General features: G+C 61.6%; 15 protein-coding genes. 9 read left to right on the top strand and 6 right to left on the bottom strand.

Annotated features, from left to right (window positions below; genetic code table 11):
* Positions 1–253, top strand: a 253-nt coding sequence (locus YWU_RS0111120) for a transposase (RefSeq protein ID WP_027020533.1), incomplete at its 5' end; no start/stop codon positions are given.
* 16 nt (positions 254–269) lie between these two features.
* Here the strand turns inward: YWU_RS0111120 and YWU_RS0111125 are convergent.
* Positions 270–1,946: an FAD-binding dehydrogenase gene (locus YWU_RS0111125; RefSeq protein WP_027020534.1), complete on the bottom strand. Its 1,677-nt coding sequence runs from the start codon at positions 1,944–1,946 to the stop codon at positions 270–272.
* A gap of 73 nt (positions 1,947–2,019) precedes the next feature.
* On the bottom strand, positions 2,020–3,357 hold the full coding sequence (locus YWU_RS16505; RefSeq protein ID WP_156892821.1) for a class I SAM-dependent methyltransferase: 1,338 nt from the start codon (positions 3,355–3,357) through the stop codon (positions 2,020–2,022).
* A gap of 148 nt (positions 3,358–3,505) precedes the next feature.
* Here YWU_RS16505 and YWU_RS0111135 point away from each other — a divergent pair, with 148 nt between their 5' ends.
* Together YWU_RS0111135 and YWU_RS0111140 are read left to right on the top strand one after the other, a co-directional pair.
* Positions 3,506–4,918: an NAD(P)/FAD-dependent oxidoreductase gene (locus YWU_RS0111135; RefSeq protein WP_027020535.1), complete on the top strand. Its 1,413-nt coding sequence runs from the start codon at positions 3,506–3,508 to the stop codon at positions 4,916–4,918.
* Positions 4,919–5,029: 111 nt separating this feature from the next.
* Entirely contained in the window at positions 5,030–6,859 is a 1,830-nt protein-coding gene (locus tag YWU_RS0111140) for an ABC transporter ATP-binding protein (protein ID WP_027020536.1), read from the top strand.
* Between the two features lie 3 nt (positions 6,860–6,862).
* Here YWU_RS0111140 and YWU_RS0111145 read toward each other — a convergent pair whose 3' ends face one another.
* Complete coding sequence (locus tag YWU_RS0111145) at positions 6,863–7,372, bottom strand: PaaI family thioesterase (protein WP_051260294.1); 510 nt, start codon at positions 7,370–7,372, stop codon at positions 6,863–6,865.
* 125 nt (positions 7,373–7,497) lie between these two features.
* On the opposite strand from YWU_RS0111145, the gene gndA reads away from it, so the two are divergent.
* The 6 genes from gndA to YWU_RS0111175 are packed head-to-tail and all read left to right on the top strand — an operon-like array spanning position 7,498 to position 15,257.
* Positions 7,498–8,937, top strand: coding sequence for an NADP-dependent phosphogluconate dehydrogenase (gene gndA, locus YWU_RS0111150; protein WP_027020538.1), 1,440 nt, complete (start codon positions 7,498–7,500; stop codon positions 8,935–8,937).
* Positions 8,938–8,945: 8 nt separating this feature from the next.
* Positions 8,946–10,196, top strand: coding sequence for a DEAD/DEAH box helicase (locus YWU_RS16510; RefSeq protein ID WP_156892822.1), 1,251 nt, complete (start codon positions 8,946–8,948; stop codon positions 10,194–10,196).
* Between the two features lie 22 nt (positions 10,197–10,218).
* Positions 10,219–11,607, top strand: a complete 1,389-nt coding sequence (locus YWU_RS0111160) for a hemolysin family protein (RefSeq protein ID WP_027020539.1) — start codon at positions 10,219–10,221, stop codon at positions 11,605–11,607.
* Complete coding sequence (locus YWU_RS16515) at positions 11,604–12,746, top strand: hemolysin family protein (RefSeq protein ID WP_084142118.1); 1,143 nt, start codon at positions 11,604–11,606, stop codon at positions 12,744–12,746. Before YWU_RS0111160 ends, YWU_RS16515 begins: the two co-directional genes overlap by 4 nt.
* Positions 12,747–13,646: a hypothetical protein gene (locus YWU_RS16520; protein WP_034647757.1), complete on the top strand. Its 900-nt coding sequence runs from the start codon at positions 12,747–12,749 to the stop codon at positions 13,644–13,646.
* Positions 13,647–13,670: 24 nt separating this feature from the next.
* Positions 13,671–15,257 (top strand): vWA domain-containing protein, encoded by a 1,587-nt coding sequence (locus YWU_RS0111175; protein ID WP_027020540.1) that lies wholly within the window; start codon positions 13,671–13,673, stop codon positions 15,255–15,257.
* A gap of 63 nt (positions 15,258–15,320) precedes the next feature.
* Here YWU_RS0111175 and YWU_RS0111180 read toward each other — a convergent pair whose 3' ends face one another.
* The 3 genes from YWU_RS0111180 to ftsR all read right to left on the bottom strand — a co-directional run bounded on the left by YWU_RS0111180 (position 15,321) and on the right by ftsR (position 17,220).
* Positions 15,321–15,869: a MerR family transcriptional regulator gene (locus YWU_RS0111180; protein ID WP_027020541.1), complete on the bottom strand. Its 549-nt coding sequence runs from the start codon at positions 15,867–15,869 to the stop codon at positions 15,321–15,323.
* Positions 15,870–15,988: 119 nt separating this feature from the next.
* A complete protein-coding gene (locus YWU_RS0111185; RefSeq protein ID WP_027020542.1) occupies positions 15,989–16,552 on the bottom strand; it encodes a bifunctional nuclease family protein in 564 nt (187 codons plus the stop codon).
* Positions 16,553–16,566: 14 nt separating this feature from the next.
* Complete coding sequence (gene ftsR, locus YWU_RS0111190; RefSeq protein ID WP_051260295.1) at positions 16,567–17,220, bottom strand: transcriptional regulator FtsR; 654 nt, start codon at positions 17,218–17,220, stop codon at positions 16,567–16,569.
* Positions 17,221–17,222: the final 2 nt, after the last annotated feature.

Consider the following 17,222-nt stretch of genomic DNA (forward strand, 5'->3'; position numbering starts at 1 on the left):
GATCAACAGCATTCGTAAGGGCCTACCGAAGGGGCTGGAAGAGCTCGCGCAACTGGGTCGGACATTGTGGCGTCGGCGTGAGGATGTCCTGGCGTACTTCGATATCGGGGCGTCCAACGGTCCGGTCGAAGCCATCAACGGACGGCTCGAGCATCTACGCGGGATTGCTCTGGGGTTCAGGAATCTCAACCACTACATCTTGCGGTCACTGATCCACTCCGGCCAGATACACAACCGGATCAACGCACTCTAAATCGTGAAGAGCCCGTTTACCTAGCCATCGACCGCCCCGCCCTCATTCCGGAGAAGACACAACCACCAAGGAATGTTCCCTCTAATGCGTTGTTGCCATGGACTCCACCGCCACCGAAGCCCGTGGCTTCGCCGCCGGCCCACAAGCCGGTGACCGGAGTACCGTCCGATCCGATGACCTGACCGTCGAGGTTTGTTTCAATACCGCCGAGGGTCTTGCGGGTCAGAATTCGCAGGCGCACCGCGATCAGCGGCCCATTCTTCGGGTCGAGGATTTCGTGCGGAGCGACCGAACGGATCAGCTTGTCTCCGAAGAAGTTCCGAGTGACCCGCGTGTAATTGACCTGGTAGTCTTTACCGAACTTGTTGGCAGTCTGAGCGTCCCGGGCTTCAATCTGCTTACGCAAGTGGTCCACGTCAATCTGGGGATTTTCCGGGGCGGACTGCGTTGCAATGTCGTTCATTCCCGCGACCAAATCTTCGAGAGTGTCCGCGACGACCCAGTCCTCGCCGTTATCCATGAACTTCTGCACCGGACCTGGGACGCCGGAGCGAACCTTGTCCACCAGTTTGCGCACCTCTTTATCGGTGAGGTCGGGGTTCTGCTCAGAGCCGGAGAACAGGAACTCCTTCGAGACGATTGACTCATCTAGAACAAACCACGAGTACGCATGTCCGGAAGCGAGAATCTCCTTCATGGTGTTGACCGTGTCCGCACCGGGAATCAGCGGTGGGCGCAGCCGGTCACCGTGCGCGTCAAACCAGAGTGAAGAGGGCCCTGGGATGATGCGAATGCCGTGGTTCGGCCAGATCGGATCCCAGTTCTTCATGCCTTCGGTGTAGTGCCACATCCGACCACGGTTGATAATGTTCGCGCCGGCATCTGCTGCAATGTCGATGCCGCGGCCGTCCACGTGCGCCGGCACACCGGTGACCACATCCTGCGGCATGGGCCCGAGGTTCTCCTCCGGCCAATACCGGCGGATCGTGTCGAGGTTTCCTCCAACACCTCCCGTGGCGATCATGACCTTCGGCGCCCGGAACTCGAAGGAACCGACCGATTCACGAGGAGACTCCTTGCCACGCCCCAAATCCTCACACTCCACCAGTCGGGTTCCACGTACACCAGTCACAGCGCCATCTTCCAAGATGACCTCATCGACCTGGCAGCGGTGAGCAAACTCAACGCGGCCCTCTCGCTCTGCCTCCTCCACCGGCTCGATGAACACACGGACAACCTCTGGGCCGGTCCCCCACGTCAGATGAAAACGAGGGACCGAGTTGCCATGACCATCGGCTGTGCCGTCGCCACGCTCTGCCCAGCCGACCACCGGCACAAACCCCATGCCCAGGCTCCGCAAGTACTCCCGCTTCTCACCAGCAGCGAAGCGCAAATACGCCTCTGCCCACTTCTTCGGGTTCTCGTCCTGGTCCCCGTCGAACTTCGCCGAATCAAACCAGTCGCGCCGGGCCAATTCGAAGGAGTCTTTGACACCGAGGCGCCGCTGCTCTGGGGAATCAATCAAGAACATTCCACCCAAGGACCAGAACGCCTGACCGCCGCGGTTGTTCCGGTTTTCTTGATCCACGATCAAGACGGAGCTGCCAGCCTTCTGCGCCTCATAGGCCGCGACGAGTCCGGCCAATCCTGCTCCGACAACGATGATGTCCCACTGCTTATCCTGTGCACTCATGTGGCAATAGTACCGGCACCGGAACTACAGATGCTGACAATTCAACCGATTAATTCTGGTATAAAAATAGCGCTTAACGACGCCTTCTCGGCCGCACCATACAGATCTGCACCATATCCAACCTGCCTGTCTCTGCCAGGGCCTGCTGCAATCCCAATCGGTAGTTCCACAGCCTCCGGTACACACGGTCATATCCAAGACCTGCTGCCTGTCGGCTGTTCGCCTCAAACTGGTCACGCCACATTTCCAGAGTCTTCGCGTAATGCTCCGGAAAGTGCGTCGCCGCAACGATTCGCAGGCCAGTCTCTTTTTCCACTGCGGTCTGGAATTCCGTGAGAGTCGGAAAAGACAAGGACGGCCAGACATACGACCTATCCAGGTCCAAGGCATGACGGGCTGAGTCGCCGAACGACCCAGTCGCGAGCGCCATCTGCACCACGATCGTGCCGCGGTCAGCGATGATCCGCTCTGCTCCTCGCAGCCACGCCACAAGCCCGGGCATTCCGAGTGTTTCCAGTCGCTCTACGCAGAAAATTGCGTCATACCTGCCAGGGAACGACATAGGTCCAGGTACCGGGTCACGCGAGCGCAGCACGCGCACAGCCCCGGATAGGTCTGCGGCCTTCGCCCTTTCGGTTACCGAGGCTGCAGAGTCCTCAGAACCGGCCAAGACGTCAGCGGCTGCCCCTGCCTCGGCAGCGGCGAGCGCAACGGCGCCTCCGGCTGCCGGCCATTCGAGCACCCGCGAGCCGGTGCGGACCCGCCCTGCGTGGAGCATCCGGGAAATACGACGCCGCTGCGCTGCCGCAAGATCGGACCGCCGAGGATCCACCGGAGCAGTCACACGCGTGACGTCCACTGGGAACGATGGGGGAAGTCCGTGCTTGCCCGCCCCCGGAATCCGGGACGGCATCTCCTCACGGACCGTGGTCGCAATTCCAGAGCCGAACAATGCAGAACCGGCCGCTTGTCCAGGTCCCGCGTACAAACTCAGCAGCGATGAGGGCAGTTCACCGCCCTTGAGCGGTTCAACCTGTGGGGGCTTGGTCCTGCCAAGAGCCCGCATCACCTTCACGGACCTGCCCGCGGAGCCAACTTCCAATCCGGTCTCAAGCAACGAAGACAGCGTCGACACCAAGTCCGCCGAATCCCACTCGTCGGCCAAATACCCTTCGCCAAAGCCAAGCCAGTCCGACTCAGCGATGCGCGCGAAGGTCGTGTCATCGTGAATCTTGAGGTCTTCCCCGACCTGTAACCCAGCTGCGTCACACGCCCGTCCGAAGGATCTACGGGCCAAACGTCCACCCGCTTCTGCGATTCGACCTGCCGGGGTGCGAGCCACCCCAGGCCATCGTTCCGCGTCAACGGACTGTCGGTCCGGACCCATCCGCGCCTCCTTCGGCTTCGTCAACTACCTCTCCTGAGGTATGAACGGTACCCGTACCGGACCTACGATGGTTGACATGTCGGCATGGGTCTATCATGTCGAAAGTAGGAATTGCCGTGTGGAGCCTCAAGCGCCCTGCATGACAGCACATACAATCCCACTAGGAGAGAGCATGACCATGACGCCGTATCGGCCCCAGACCGGACGCCCGCACGTCGTCATCGTTGGTGCAGGTTTCGGTGGCCTTTTTGCCGCTCAGAAGCTGGCCAAGGCCAACGTCGACATCACACTCATCGATCGCACCAACCATCACCTGTTCCAGCCTCTGCTGTACCAGGTAGCCACCGGTATTCTGTCGTCCGGCGAGATCGCCCCGCCGACCCGTCAGATCTTCGACAACCAGCCCAACGTTCGCGTGGTCAAGGGTGATGTCACTGACATCAACACCGGTGACCAGACCGTGACCTCCGAGCTCGGAGACACCACGACGGTCTGGAAGTACGACCACCTCATGCTCGCAGCCGGCGCTGGCCAGTCGTACTTCGGCAATGACCACTTCGCCGAGTTCGCTCCGGGCATGAAGACCATTGATGACGCCCTGGAGATCCGCGCCCGCATCATCGGCGCCTTCGAGCGCGCCGAGCTCACCGACGACCCGGTGGAGCGCGAGCGCCTGCTGACCTTCGTCGTCGTCGGCGCAGGCCCGACCGGTGTGGAGCTCGCAGGCCAGTTGGCGGAACTCGCCAACCGCACCCTGCGGTCCTCCTTCCGCTCCTTCAACCCGCACTCGGTGAAGGTTGTTCTGCTCGACGGTGCTCCGCAGGTGCTGCCGCCGTTCGGAAAGCGTCTGGGCCGCAACGCTCAGAAGACCCTGGAGAAGCTTGGTGTCGAGGTTCGACTGAACTCGATCGTCACCGACGTGGACGACCGCGGCGTCACGTTCAAGAACATGAACGACGACTCCGTTGAAACCATCCCGTCCTTCTGCAAGATCTGGTCTGCCGGCGTTGCTGCGTCGCCGTTGGGCAAGATGGTTGCCGAGCAGGTCGACGTTGAGTTCGACCGCGCAGGCCGCGTCGTTGTCAACGACGACCTGTCCGTTGGCGAGCTCGACAACGTCTTCGTCATTGGCGACATGATGGCCTACAAGGGTCTGCCGGGCGTTGCTCAGGTTGCGATCCAGGGTGGTCAGTTCGTCGCTGACAACATCGCCGCCGAGGCCGAAGGTCGCGACAAGTCCGAGCGCGGACAGTTCGAGTACTTCGACAAGGGTTCAATGGCGACCATTTCGCGGTTCTCCGCTGTGGCCAAGATCGACAAGATCGAGTTCACCGGCTTCATCGGCTGGATCATGTGGCTGGCCGTGCACCTGATGTTCATGGTTGGTTTCCGCAACCGCCTGGTCTCCGCCTTCAGCTGGGGCCTGAACGTCTTGACCCGCAACCGTTGGCAGCTCACTGCCACCCGTCAGCAGCTCTACGCGCGCAACGCGATCGACCTGCTGGAGGAGCTCAGCGAGGACAAGGAACTGCCGATGGCAGTGCGTGACACGCACCGAGTCAAGCAGATCACCAAAAAGGCCTAATCCTTTTTGAGAGTGGTGCTTCGCGCGACAAAAGCTATCACTGTACTCTGAGAAACGCCCGCAACGACTTTGGTCGTAGCGGGCGTTTTCTGACAGTGAAAGGACTACTGCGTGACCACCCCTCAGACAACTGCGGCTCCAGAGCCGACCTTGTCCGGTTCCGGAAACGACGACAAAGCGTCCTCGTCCCCGCGGCTCCCGCTGCGTACCGGCTTGAAGATCCTCCTTGACCATCTGCGCAATGCCAAACTCGTGTTGGGCGTAGTGGTCCTCCTGTCTATTCTCGACGCTGCTGCGTCGCTGGCCCAGCCTTTGCTGGTCAACCAGGTGATCACCGCAGTGGGCGACGGCTCCACCATCCGGCCATTCGTGATGACCATGGTCGGTTTGCTTTTCCTGCAGGCAGTCCTGGGCATCACCAAGCAGTACATGCTCGGTCGGACTGCAGAGGGAATGGTTCGCCGAATCAGGTACAGCCTGGTCGGCAGCCTCCTGAGGCTTCCAGTCTCTGCGTACGGCAGGCTTCGTACCGGTGACTTGGTCTCTCGCGTCAACTCCGACACCACTTTGGTGCGAGTTGCACTGACCGGCGGCATCGTGGATGCAGCAGGCGGAATGCTGGTTCTGTTCGGGTCCGCCTTCGCCATGATTTACCTCGACCCAATGCTCTTCCTCGTCGCCTTCGGCGTGCTGGCAGTCTCGTTCATCGTCGTCATCGTCGCTTCCAGCCGCATTCAGGCCTTGTCGAAGAAGGCCCAGGAGTCCACCGGTCGAATGGGCGCCGGCACTGAACGTGCGCTCTCTGCGATCCGTACCATCCGTGCATCCGGCGCCACCGACGCCGAAGAGAAGGCACTGCAGAATCACGCTGACAACGCCTGGCGGGCTTCGGTTGGCCAGGTCAAGGTTGCTGCGATGCTGTACCCGGTCGGAGGTCTCTCCATCCAGGTCGCATTCCTCGCGGTTCTTGGCTTTGGTGGTGCTCGTGTCGCTTCCGGAGCGCTCTCGGTGGCCGATCTCGTCGCATTCCTGATGTTCCTGTTCATGATGATGATGCCGATCGGTCAGATGTTTGGCGCCATCACCACGATTGCGCAGGCGCTCGGTGCGCTGGGTCGCATCAATGAGGTGCTCATTGAGCCATCCGAGACGGACTCTGACTCCCCCGTTACCTCAGCAAATCCGGACCTGTCTGGCTCGTTTGGCGCGGCCCCGGCCGTTCAGTTCCGCGACGTGTACTTCAGCCAGGAAGAAGACGGCAACGATGTCCTCACCGGCATGAGCTTTACAGCCGATGCTGGCACGACGACAGCTCTTGTCGGACCGTCAGGTGCCGGTAAATCTACCGTTTTGGCGATGATCGAACGTTTCCACGACCCCTCCAGCGGCACTGTCAGCGTTGGCGGCGTGGACATCCGAGACCTAGACCGCAACGTCCTTCGGTCAGCTATCGGATACGTGGAACAGGCCAGCCCAGCACTGGCCGGCACGATCCGCAGCAACCTCACCCTTGGCCACCCGAGTGCGACTGAGGAAGATTGCCGTCGAGTCCTCGCGGACGTAAACCTGCTCGAGCGCGTCGAATCTCATGAGAATGGGCTCGACTCGGTCATCGGCGACCATGGCATCGGACTCTCCGGTGGAGAACGCCAGCGCCTGGCAATCGCCAGGACGCTGCTGTCGGACCGGCCACTTCTGCTTCTCGACGAGCCCACCGCTTCACTGGACTCACGCAATGAACGCGCCATGCAGCAGGCCATCGAGACGGTCTCCCGCCGTCGTTCGGTCATCATCGTCGCCCACCGTTTGGCAACAGTGGCCAATGCGGACCGGATCGTAGTCGTGGACGGTGGCCGGGTTCAGGCTGTCGGAACGCACTCCGAACTTATGCGCGAGTCCGAGCTGTACCAGGACCTGGCCCGCGACCAGCTCTTGTCCTGACCCCTACTTCGGCAAGACTGCGAGCCTGAGATTCGTACGGGCCAGCAGCTTGCCTTCGCCATTTTCGTGCCGGATCTCCCACACCTGGGAGGTCCGGCCGATGTGTACCGGCTCCGCCGTCGAGATGATCGTGTCTCCGGCTTTGCCCGGACGGAAGAAGTCGGTGCTGTTATTCGCGCCCACTACTGGCCGGTCTGTTCCCGCTGCGATGAATCCTGCAATGGAGCCGGCGGTCTCACCCAGCACCGCAAAGACGCCGCCATTAACCAGCCCTGCAGGCTGGAGGTGACGCGGATCCGCCGTCATGATGAGAGAGACCTTCTTCGGCCCAACCGACTGGTATCGAACTCCCATAAGCGCCTCAAGACCCAGCGGAATCGGCTGGTCCGCGGCGCTTTCAAAGAAACCGTTGCCGAGGTCGATCTCTTCCGGGGTCAGTTCTCGATCCTTCGCTGCGGCCATCAGATCCTGGTAGGTGGCCTTGCGGTCAGACGTGCTGGTTTTTTCAGTCATGTTGTCTCCGTCTCCTCGTTGATGTTGCCCAGATCATAACCATTTGTGCACGGTGGTATCCCGGAAATGTCGTCGGCAGGCGGCGGTCTCTGCAGAAGCTGGTGGAAGCGGTAGAATCGGACACCATGCAGAAACAGCAGCTCGCTCAGATCGGTGTCGTCGGCCTCGCGGTGATGGGATCCAACATCGCCCGCAACTTCGCTCGGCACGGCCACACTGTCGCCGTCTACAACCGGTCCACTGACAAAACCGACGCTCTCATCGACACTCACGGCACCGACGGGAACTTCATCCCGTCGGCGACCATCGAGGAGTTCGTCGCGTCGCTGGAGCGCCCCCGCCGCGCACTGATCATGGTGCAGGCAGGTCCGGCAACGGACGCAGTGATTGAGCAGCTCGCCGAAGCAATGGAGCCCGGCGACATCATCATCGACGGCGGCAACGCTCTGTTCGAGGACACCATCCGCCGTGAGCGCGAGATCCGCGCCCGCGACCTGCACTTCGTCGGCGCAGGCATCTCCGGTGGCGAGGAAGGTGCCCTGAACGGCCCGTCCATCATGCCCGGCGGCACCGCTGAGTCCTACAAGTCCCTTGGTCCGCTGCTGGAGTCCGTCTCCGCAAAGGTCGATGGAACTCCGTGCTGCACCCACATCGGCACCGATGGCGCCGGCCACTTCGTCAAGATGGTTCACAATGGCATCGAGTACGCCGACATGCAGGTCATCGGCGAGGCGTACCACCTGCTGCGCGACGCACTGGGAATGACTCCCGCCGAGATCGCTGACGTGTTCCGCGAGTGGAACTCCGGAGATCTGGACTCCTACCTCGTGGAAATCACCGCGGAGGTGCTCTCCCAGGTCGACGAAGCCACCGGAAAGCCGCTTGTCGACGTCATCGTCGATGCCGCCGGACAGAAGGGCACCGGCCGCTGGACCGTCAAGGCTGCTCTGGACCTGGGTATCCCGACCACGGGCATCGGCGAGGCCGTCTTCGCCCGTGCGCTCTCCTCTTCCCTGTCCCAGCGTGAGGCTGCTCAGTCTCTGCCGGCAGGCGACCTGGGCCAGCGCCCGGAAGATCGCGCTGAGTTCATCGAGAAGGTCCGCAAGGCTCTGTACGCCTCCAAGATCATCGCGTACTCGCAGGGCTTCGACGAGATCAACGCCGGCGCAGCCGAGTACAACTGGGATATCGACCGCGGCGCCCTCGCCACCATCTGGCGCGGAGGCTGCATCATTCGCGCCCGCTTCCTCAACCGCATCAAGGAGGCATACGACCGCAACCCGGAGCTGCCGGCTCTGGTTTTGGACCCGTACTTCACTGAGCAGGTCTCCGACTGCCTCGACGCATGGCGCGATGTTGTCGTGACCGGCGTCCGCCTTGGCATCCCGACCCCGGTGTTCTCCTCGTCCCTGGCCTACTACGACGCACTGCGTGCAGAGCGTCTGCCGGCAGCGCTGATCCAGGGTCAGCGTGACTTCTTCGGCGCTCACACCTACCGCCGTGTCGACCGTGAGGGTTCCTTCCACACCCTGTGGTCCGGCGACCGCTCTGAGATTGAGGCGTAATCACTAACGTGAGTGGCACTATGCGGGACTTGGGCGTCCCCGAATCCGTCGTCGCGGCTGCCCGCCGCATGAAAGTGACGGAGCCGACGCCTATTCAGTCTGCCGTCATCCCGGATGCCTTGGCGGGCCGGAACATTCTTGGCAAGGCACCGACAGGTACCGGGAAAACATTGGCGTTTCTGATTCCAATGGTCTCGCGGCTACTCACCGGGCATTCTGTACCAGGTCGCCCGCGCGGCCTGGTCGTGGTGCCCACTCGCGAGTTGGCCGACCAGATCGGTGACGTGGTCGCTGATCTCGGCGCTGTTCGCGGTTTGCGATCGCTCGTCTTCATAGGCGGTGAGAAGGTCAACAAGCAGAAGCTTATGCTTGCTGCCACCGTCGACGTCGTGGTCACGACGCCAGGTCGCGCGCTTCAGCTCCTGCGGGAAAAAGCTTTATCGCTTGACGACGTCACCGTCGCCGTCATCGACGAAGCCGACGAAATGGCCGACCTCGGGTTCCTCCCCGATGTCACCGGGATCCTGCGTAAGGTCCCGAAAAACGCGCAGAGGATGCTGTTCTCGGCAACCCTCGACGAGGAGGTCGAGCCGCTGACCCGGCTCGTTCCGGATCCAATCAGGCACGAGGTTGCGGCTGAAGCGCAGACCGAAGATCTTATGACGCACCTAGAATTGCGGGTGCGCGAGGACGAAGACGCCGACGCAGTAATCCCCTGGATCGCCTCTCGTGAAGGCCGCACGGTGTTGTTCGTCTCCGCGAAGACTCGTGTAGCTCAGGTGTGCGGACTGCTCACCGCTAACGGAGTGAACCACGGGTATATCCATGGGGACCGTGGTCAAACTGCACGTCGGGATGCGCTTGCAGATTTCTCCTCGGGGCGCTGCCCCGTCTTGGTGGCCACCGACGTGGCTGCCCGTGGATTGGATATCGCGTCACTGGACCTCGTCGTCCACGTGGATCCGCCAGCGGATGCTGCGACTTATGTCCACCGTTCGGGTCGTACTGCGCGAGCCGGCGCAACTGGCACCGTGGCGACTCTCGTTCGGCAACGCCAGATTGCGGCCACCGAGCGCGTTCTGGCCCAGGTTGGTGTCACCCCGCGGATTATCGAGGTCAACCGGCCTACGTCTCCGGAACTGCGGACCGCCGTGGGTGCCAAGCGCCCGGTTGGCCGGAAGTCTCCTGAGAAGAAGCCCGAGACCCGCCAGCCAAGCCCCTCACGGCGCCGTGGCGGTCCGCGCAAGAAACGCAGATAGCTTGTAGAATCAGCTCCCAATCATGGACATACTCTTAAATATCGCCGCGGTCGTCGGCTTCATCGCCCTCACCGCGGGCAACGGCCTCTTCGTCGCCTTCGAATTCGCCCTGACCGGTCTTGAGCGCTCCAATATCGAGAGCGAGGCGAAAAAGCGCGGAGACGCCACGTCGCGGGCCGTGGAATCAGCACATAGCAGGCTGTCCTTCCATCTGTCCGGTGCCCAGTTGGGCATCACGATCACGACCCTGGCCACCGGTTACCTCGCTGAGCCGGTCCTGTCCCAGTACTTCACGCCGATGTTGTCGTGGATGGGTCTGCCGCAATCCGCGTCGACTGCGGTGGCATTGATCCTCGCGATGATCGTCGCGACGCTGTTGTCGATGATCTACGGCGAGCTGGTGCCAAAGAACGTCGCGATCACCCTACCGATGCCAACGGCACGCAAGGTGACCCGCCCAGTGCTGGTCTTCAACTGGATTTTCGCACCGTTCATCCATTTGATGAACACCTCGGCGAACTGGATCGTCAAGAAGCTGGGAATCTCTCCCACCGATGAGCTGGCCTCGGCGCGTAACCCTCAGGAGCTCGGTGCCTTGGTGCGAAACTCCGCGGAGATCGGATCCTTAGACTCGGCGAAGGCCGCAATGTTGGACCGCTCACTGCAGTTCGGTGAGAAGAGCGCAGAAGACTTCATGACTCCTCGCTCGACGATCCACTGGCTGTCCGTCGACTCAACAATCACGGATCTGCTGGAGATGTCTTTGGACACTGGCCGCTCCCGTTTCCCGGTGGCAGACGGCGACTTGGATGCCACCGTCGGTGTCGTCCACGTGAAGGATGCCTTCACCGTGCCTGCTGGCCGTCGTGACCTCACGTCAGTCTCGGCGCTCGCCAAGGAAGTGCCAGTTCTCCCCCAGTCCCTCGACGGTGACGCAGTCCTGTCCGAGGTACGCTCGGCCGGTTCTCAGATCGTGTTGATCGCTGACGAATATGGCGGCACCGCAGGAATCGTCACCATCGAAGACCTCGTCGAGGAAATCCTCGGAGAGGTCTGGGACGAGCACGACGATGCTGAGTCTGAGATCGAGGTCCGTCGCGACATTGAGGGCTGGGACTGCTCCGGCCTCGTCCGCGTCGATGAACTTCCGTTGAAGGTCGGTTACTCCGCACCTGACGGTGGTGACTGGGAAACCCTCGGCGGTGTCATGATGGCGGCGCTGGGCCGGATTCCAGTTGACGGTGATGTCGTACTCCTTCCAGAGACCGACCACGACCGCATGGACGAATTTGAGTCCGGCATCCGTGGCCGCTGGTACGCAAGAATCACGTCCATGGACGGCAGGCGAGTGGACCGCGCCCTTCTGATTCCTGTGACCAACGAGCGCGCGAAGGAGATGTTCGAGCGATGAGCGACTATTTCGGAATCATCCTGGCCGTCGTACTGCTGGCCGTTAACGCCTTCTTCGTGGGCGCTGAGTTCGCCCTCATCGCGGCTCGCCGCGACCGCCTCGAGGCCCTCATTGCACAGGGCAAGAAGCGGGCACGCATTGTCCTCGATGCCACCGAGCACCTCTCCTTGATGCTCGCTGCTGCGCAGTTGGGCATCACTGTTGCCTCGCTGCTGCTCGGCCGTGTGTCCGAACCTGCGATTGCGCACCTGCTGGAAGAACCCTTCGAAGCGATGGGAGTGCCGGATAACCTCTTGCACCCGATCAGCTTCGCTATTGCCTTGGGCATCATCACGATCCTGCACGTGCTGCTGGGTGAGATGGTGCCAAAGAATATCGCCCTGGCTGGACCAGAAACGATGGCCATGTGGCTGACTCCGGTCCACCTGGCTTTCTTCAAACTGGTCAAGCCTTTCCTGCTGTTCTTCAACTGGGTTGCCCGCAAGACTCTCGGTATCTTCGGAATCGAGCAGCGCGATGAGCTCGACAGTTCTGTCGACTCCTCCTCGCTGGCAGACATGATTGCCGAATCGCGCGAGGAAGGGCTCCTCGACGAAGAAGAGCACTCCCGCCTGAGCCGTGCACTGTCCTCGGAGCTGCGAGCGGTCAGCGAAGTGATCGTCCCCCTAGATCAGGTCCGCACCATCCCCGGGCACCCAACGCTTGGGGACCTGGAGAAGGCAGTCACCGACACCGGATTCTCTCGATTCCCGGTCAAGGCATCCTCCGGCGACTACCAGGGCTACGTCCATGTGAAGGACGTGCTCGACCGAGTCATCGATCCCGCCTCCGGCCCTGACACCGTCATCCCTGACGGTGAGATCCGCGAACTGATCTCCGTTCGCACCGACGAGGCCATCGACTTGGCTCTGCGCAGCCTCTCTCGCGGCTCAGCGCACATGGCGCTCGCCGTCGATGAGGAGGGCACCACGCTCGGCCTAGTCACGATGGAAGACCTCATCGAAGAGCACATTGGTGTCGTCCGCGACTGGACGCACACCTCCACCACGGCCCGTCAGGCCGCATCAAGCGCACCGGACGCACTCGCCGCTGCTAGCCGGCGACGCACCGCCGCTGTCCGCGCCGCCAACAATAAGTAAATGCAGGTACTTAGCAAAGACGAATGGTTACCCCGGGCTAAAGCCCACAGCGCCCGGGCCGGTGAGGTCACCTCAGCCCACCTGGCACGACGCAGCCGCCACGAACGGCACCCTGTCGAGGACTTTCTCTTCGATTACTACCCAGTTCGCCCCTCGGCACTGCGCCGGTGGACCCCGGGAATCGGGGTCGCGCTGCAGGACGCTCTCGTCGATGGCGACCCACATCCCCTGCTGGGGTGGTCGAGGGATCTAGTGGTGGAGGGGGACCTCGTAAAGCTCGGTCTTTCTGCGTTCCTCGAACGCCGTGGGCGATCGGTGCTCTACATTCGGGACCTACTTGCGGCGACCGACGGGCGCGCCGGCAGGTTTGGATGCTTCGGCATGCACGAATGGGCGATGGTCTACAAGACTGACAATCCTCGGCACCCGGAGCCGTTGCGGCTGGGGCAGGCAGGAACCGACGCCGTCGTGGAGAGCCACGACATCGCGTGCACCCACTTCGACGCTTTCCGGTTCTTCACCGATAGCGCTCTCCCGCTGAACCGAATTCAGCCAACTCGAGAGAGCCAACCGGAGCTCGAACAGCCGGGCTGTCTGCACGCAAATATGGACCTCTACAAATGGGCCTCGAAACTGGGGCCTCTAATCCCCGGTGAACTGTGGCTCGATTGCATGGATTTGGCGATGGCAGTGCGCAGACTGGACATGGCGGCCTCTCCGTACGACCTGAGGCAATGGGGCGTCGAACCTGTGCCCGTCGAAACCACCGACGGCAAGGCAGAGTACGTCCGTAGACAACGCGAATTCGCCGACCGCGCGGAGCCACTTCGACGCGCGCTCATCGAGCACGCCAGCGCCGCCCTTTCTTTCCGCTACCCCGCTACGATGAATGAAGAATGACCATCGATCGGGAGGGTGACAGACATGGGCCGACATTCCGACGGCAAACCCAATAATCGTGTGGCCGCCGGGCCCTTGTACCTCACCATCGCGGCGATTATCTTGATCGCCGCGTTGGTCTCGTGGCTGCTGTTTTTCCGGACCGACAGCGACGAGACCGCTGACGGACGTGACTGCTCCCGCGGAGACCTCACCATCACCGTCACCGCAGACCCGTCAGTCATCTCCCGGGTCCAGCGACTCGTGACTGACTACGGCGAGTCCTCCCCTGTCATGCAGGACTACTGCGTGCGCCCGCAGTTGGCGGTCTCCGGAACCGACCAGGTGACGCGCGCAATAGAGGCTGCTGGCGACGACGATCCCGCTGCTATGGCCGCGGTGCCCTCGGTGTGGGTTCCGGCCTCTGACGACGCAGTGTCGCAGGTCGCCGACATGGGCGTGGTCAACCTTTCCGACAACCGGGCTCGGTTGAACTCGGAACCGGTCGGCGTCGCTGTCGCAGAAGATCGTGCCGATGAGTTGTCCGGCTCCTCCTGGGAGGAGCTGGCCGAGTTGAACATCGCTGCACCGGGCGACGAGGATGCCGTTGTCTCCTCGCTTGTCGACGCCCACTTGGACCCCGACGCATCCCCAGAGGATCTCAGCTCCTCGGCAGTGGCTCGCGCTGACGCCAGCGGTGACCTGACCTCGGACGCGGTGCTCGCCGAGATCATCTCTGGAGACTCCGAATTCGACGCGATGGCCTCGACCCAGTCAATGGCGGACATGGGCGGAGCGGTCACCGGATTCGTCTCCCCCGAAGGCTCCTCCGCGATCAACGCACCTGTGATCGCACTGGGTTCAGGTGGACCAGTGAGCGAGGACAGCGCCCGCGCCGCAGCGGACTTCATCAGCTTCATCGAGGACCATGAACTAGTGGCGGATGACTCCGATGCCACCTCACCGTCCGGACCACAGGCTGAGCGTGCTGCAGCACTGGTTCCTGCTCTCGCCAACATCGAGACCGATCCGTTCGCTGGAATCGACGACGGTTCTCAGGACACTCCGGTCGCTCCGGTAGCTGGTGCAGGATCCACGCTGGTGCTGGTAGATTCCTCCACCGACGTCAATCTTGACGAAGTGCGCGGCGCTCTGGACCCGCTGCTCGAGGAAGCCGGAACCGGTGACGGCAAGCGCGTTGCGCTGTGGAACTACTCCTCGCCTCAGTCGGCCGGTACCCCGGTACGGGCGAACGTGTACCTCTACGGCGCCAATCCGCAGGATTCCAGGAACGTTCTTAGGGACCTCGGATCAGTCGGTGAACCATGGATCTGGCCGTCTATTGTCCCCGCGTATCAGCACGCACAGGATGCCTACCAGCCGGATGTGCCAAACCGGGTTGTCCTGGTCACCTCCGGAAACGACGACTCCGGGACAGACTCCCAGGGAGCAATCGACCAGATTCGGTCGCTCAATGAGTCCGGTGAGCCGGTGCAGGTCGACGTTGTTGTGCTTGGTGAGGACACCACCGACGGTGCCTTGACGGAACTGGCTGCGGCAACCGGTGGCACTGTCAGTGCCGCTGGTGCTCTGGGCCTGGAACCGGCCCTCCGTCAGGCGATGGGACTGTAGACCCAAGAAGCTGATCGAACCCCCGGATGTTGGAGCACATCCGGGGGTTCGGTCTGTATCAGGTCAGCTGCTGCGGCGGTTCCGGCGCTCAGCGAGCTCGTCGATGGTCTCCACCTGCGGGGTACCATCGATACGCTCGGAGGGGAACTTGACGATGTCACCAGCCAGCTCACGGAGAATGCCCGGCACCGCAATGCCGAAGACACCCTGCCCGCCATTGAGCAGATCGATGACCTCTTCATTGGAACGGCACTGGTACACGGTACGACCGTCCGAGACTAGGGTGATCGTGGCGAGGTCATCAACACCAAGATCGCTCAGACGATCCACCGCCAGGCGGATGTTCTGAAGAGAAATGCCGGTGTCCAAGAGACCACGGACGATCTTCAGGACCAGGATATCCCGGAACGAATACAAACGCTGTGAACCGGAACCGTGTGCGTCACGGATCGACGGCTCGACCAGTCCGGTGCGGGCCCAGTAATCGAGCTGGCGGTACGTAATTCCCGCAGCCTGAATGGCGGTGGGGACTCGGTAGCCGACCTCGGCATCATCATGCCCGAGCTCGAACAGGGATTCCTGCACGCCCTCCGGTCCGGTGTGGTCAGTCATATTCGCTCCAATAACGCTGAAATGGTGCCAGAAGAAATAACACCTGTGTCGTTCATTCCTCGACAAGGTTAGATCATTGACACCACTGTACCCGGCGACACGCCGGACACCAGGCTATTTTAGGAGCGCTCAGGCCCGTCACCATTGTCCGGGGAGTCCGGGGGCGTGAGGAAGTCTGCTGCGTCAACGGAATCGAGGAACTGCATGAACTCGTCGACCGATTGCTGCTGTGCCTCACCTTCGGCCACGTCGTCGTCGCGATTCTCAAAGGCAGACGCCGGCACGGAGGCCGTGTCGATGATCTGCTGATCGATCAGGATCGGTGCCTCAGTCTCGGCACACACAGCCACAGCCTCGGAAACCCGCATGTCCAGGTCGATTTCATCACCGTCACCGACATTCGCGATGATCAGCGAAGCGATAAACACACCCTCATGACAGCCAGTGATCTCCATCCGGTCGATGGTTCCGCCGAGGCGTTCGACCAAGTCAGTCAAAGCCTCGGCTCCGCCTGGCCGCCGAACCGAATCACCGGTTCCATCGACAAACTTCATAGAGTCCGCCGGCGACAACCAAATCGGGATCAGCCGGTCTGCCTCTGGGGAGTGGAGGAGCAAAACAGGGTCCCCCGCGGGAGCGTGGAAGAAGATTCCGCGTACGTCGACTTCAACGAGAATATCCATTGTCGATCCCTTCGCTATCCGATGTCCCTGTTGACCTGACGTTTCACGAGCACACCATGCAGGCTAACCATCATGGCCGTCATGTCTCGCATCATTTCCTCGGCCTTCTGCTTGGCGTCATCTTTTCCAGACTTCGCCGTAGGAGCAGCCGCACGACCGATGATGTCAGCTTCCCGCGAGGCCGCTTGCAGAACCGATTTAAGGTGCCTGGAGTCGATACCGTACACCCGAAGCTGGCCGGCGGTGTGCGCGATCATCACGCTGTCGGCATCGAACTCGCCATAGGCGTCCGACACCAGCAATCCTGCCTTCTCCAGTTCGCTGACGTAGTTCTCATCAATGTTGGCCTCAGTGGCTAAACGAGAACGAGTCATGCGGGTGTCGGAGAGAGGTCGGAACTGCTCTGCGCTGACCAGTGGTGTCACCGCAGAACCACCCAAGGACTGACTTTCGAGCTGTTCCTTAATCACCTTCAAAGGAAGGTAGTTGTCCCGCTGCAACGTAAGGATGTACCGCAGACGACTGACATCAGACTGGGTGTACTTGCGGTACCCGGAGCTAGTCCGAGCGGGAAAGACCAGTTCCTCAGACTCGAGGAAACGGATCTTCGACACAGTAATCTCAGGAAATTCCTGCTGAAGGTCCTTGAGAACCGCGCCGATCGTCATCG

Source organism: Corynebacterium sputi DSM 45148 (assembly GCF_000427865.1).
GTDB classification, from domain to species: Bacteria; Actinomycetota; Actinomycetes; order Mycobacteriales; family Mycobacteriaceae; genus Corynebacterium; species Corynebacterium sputi.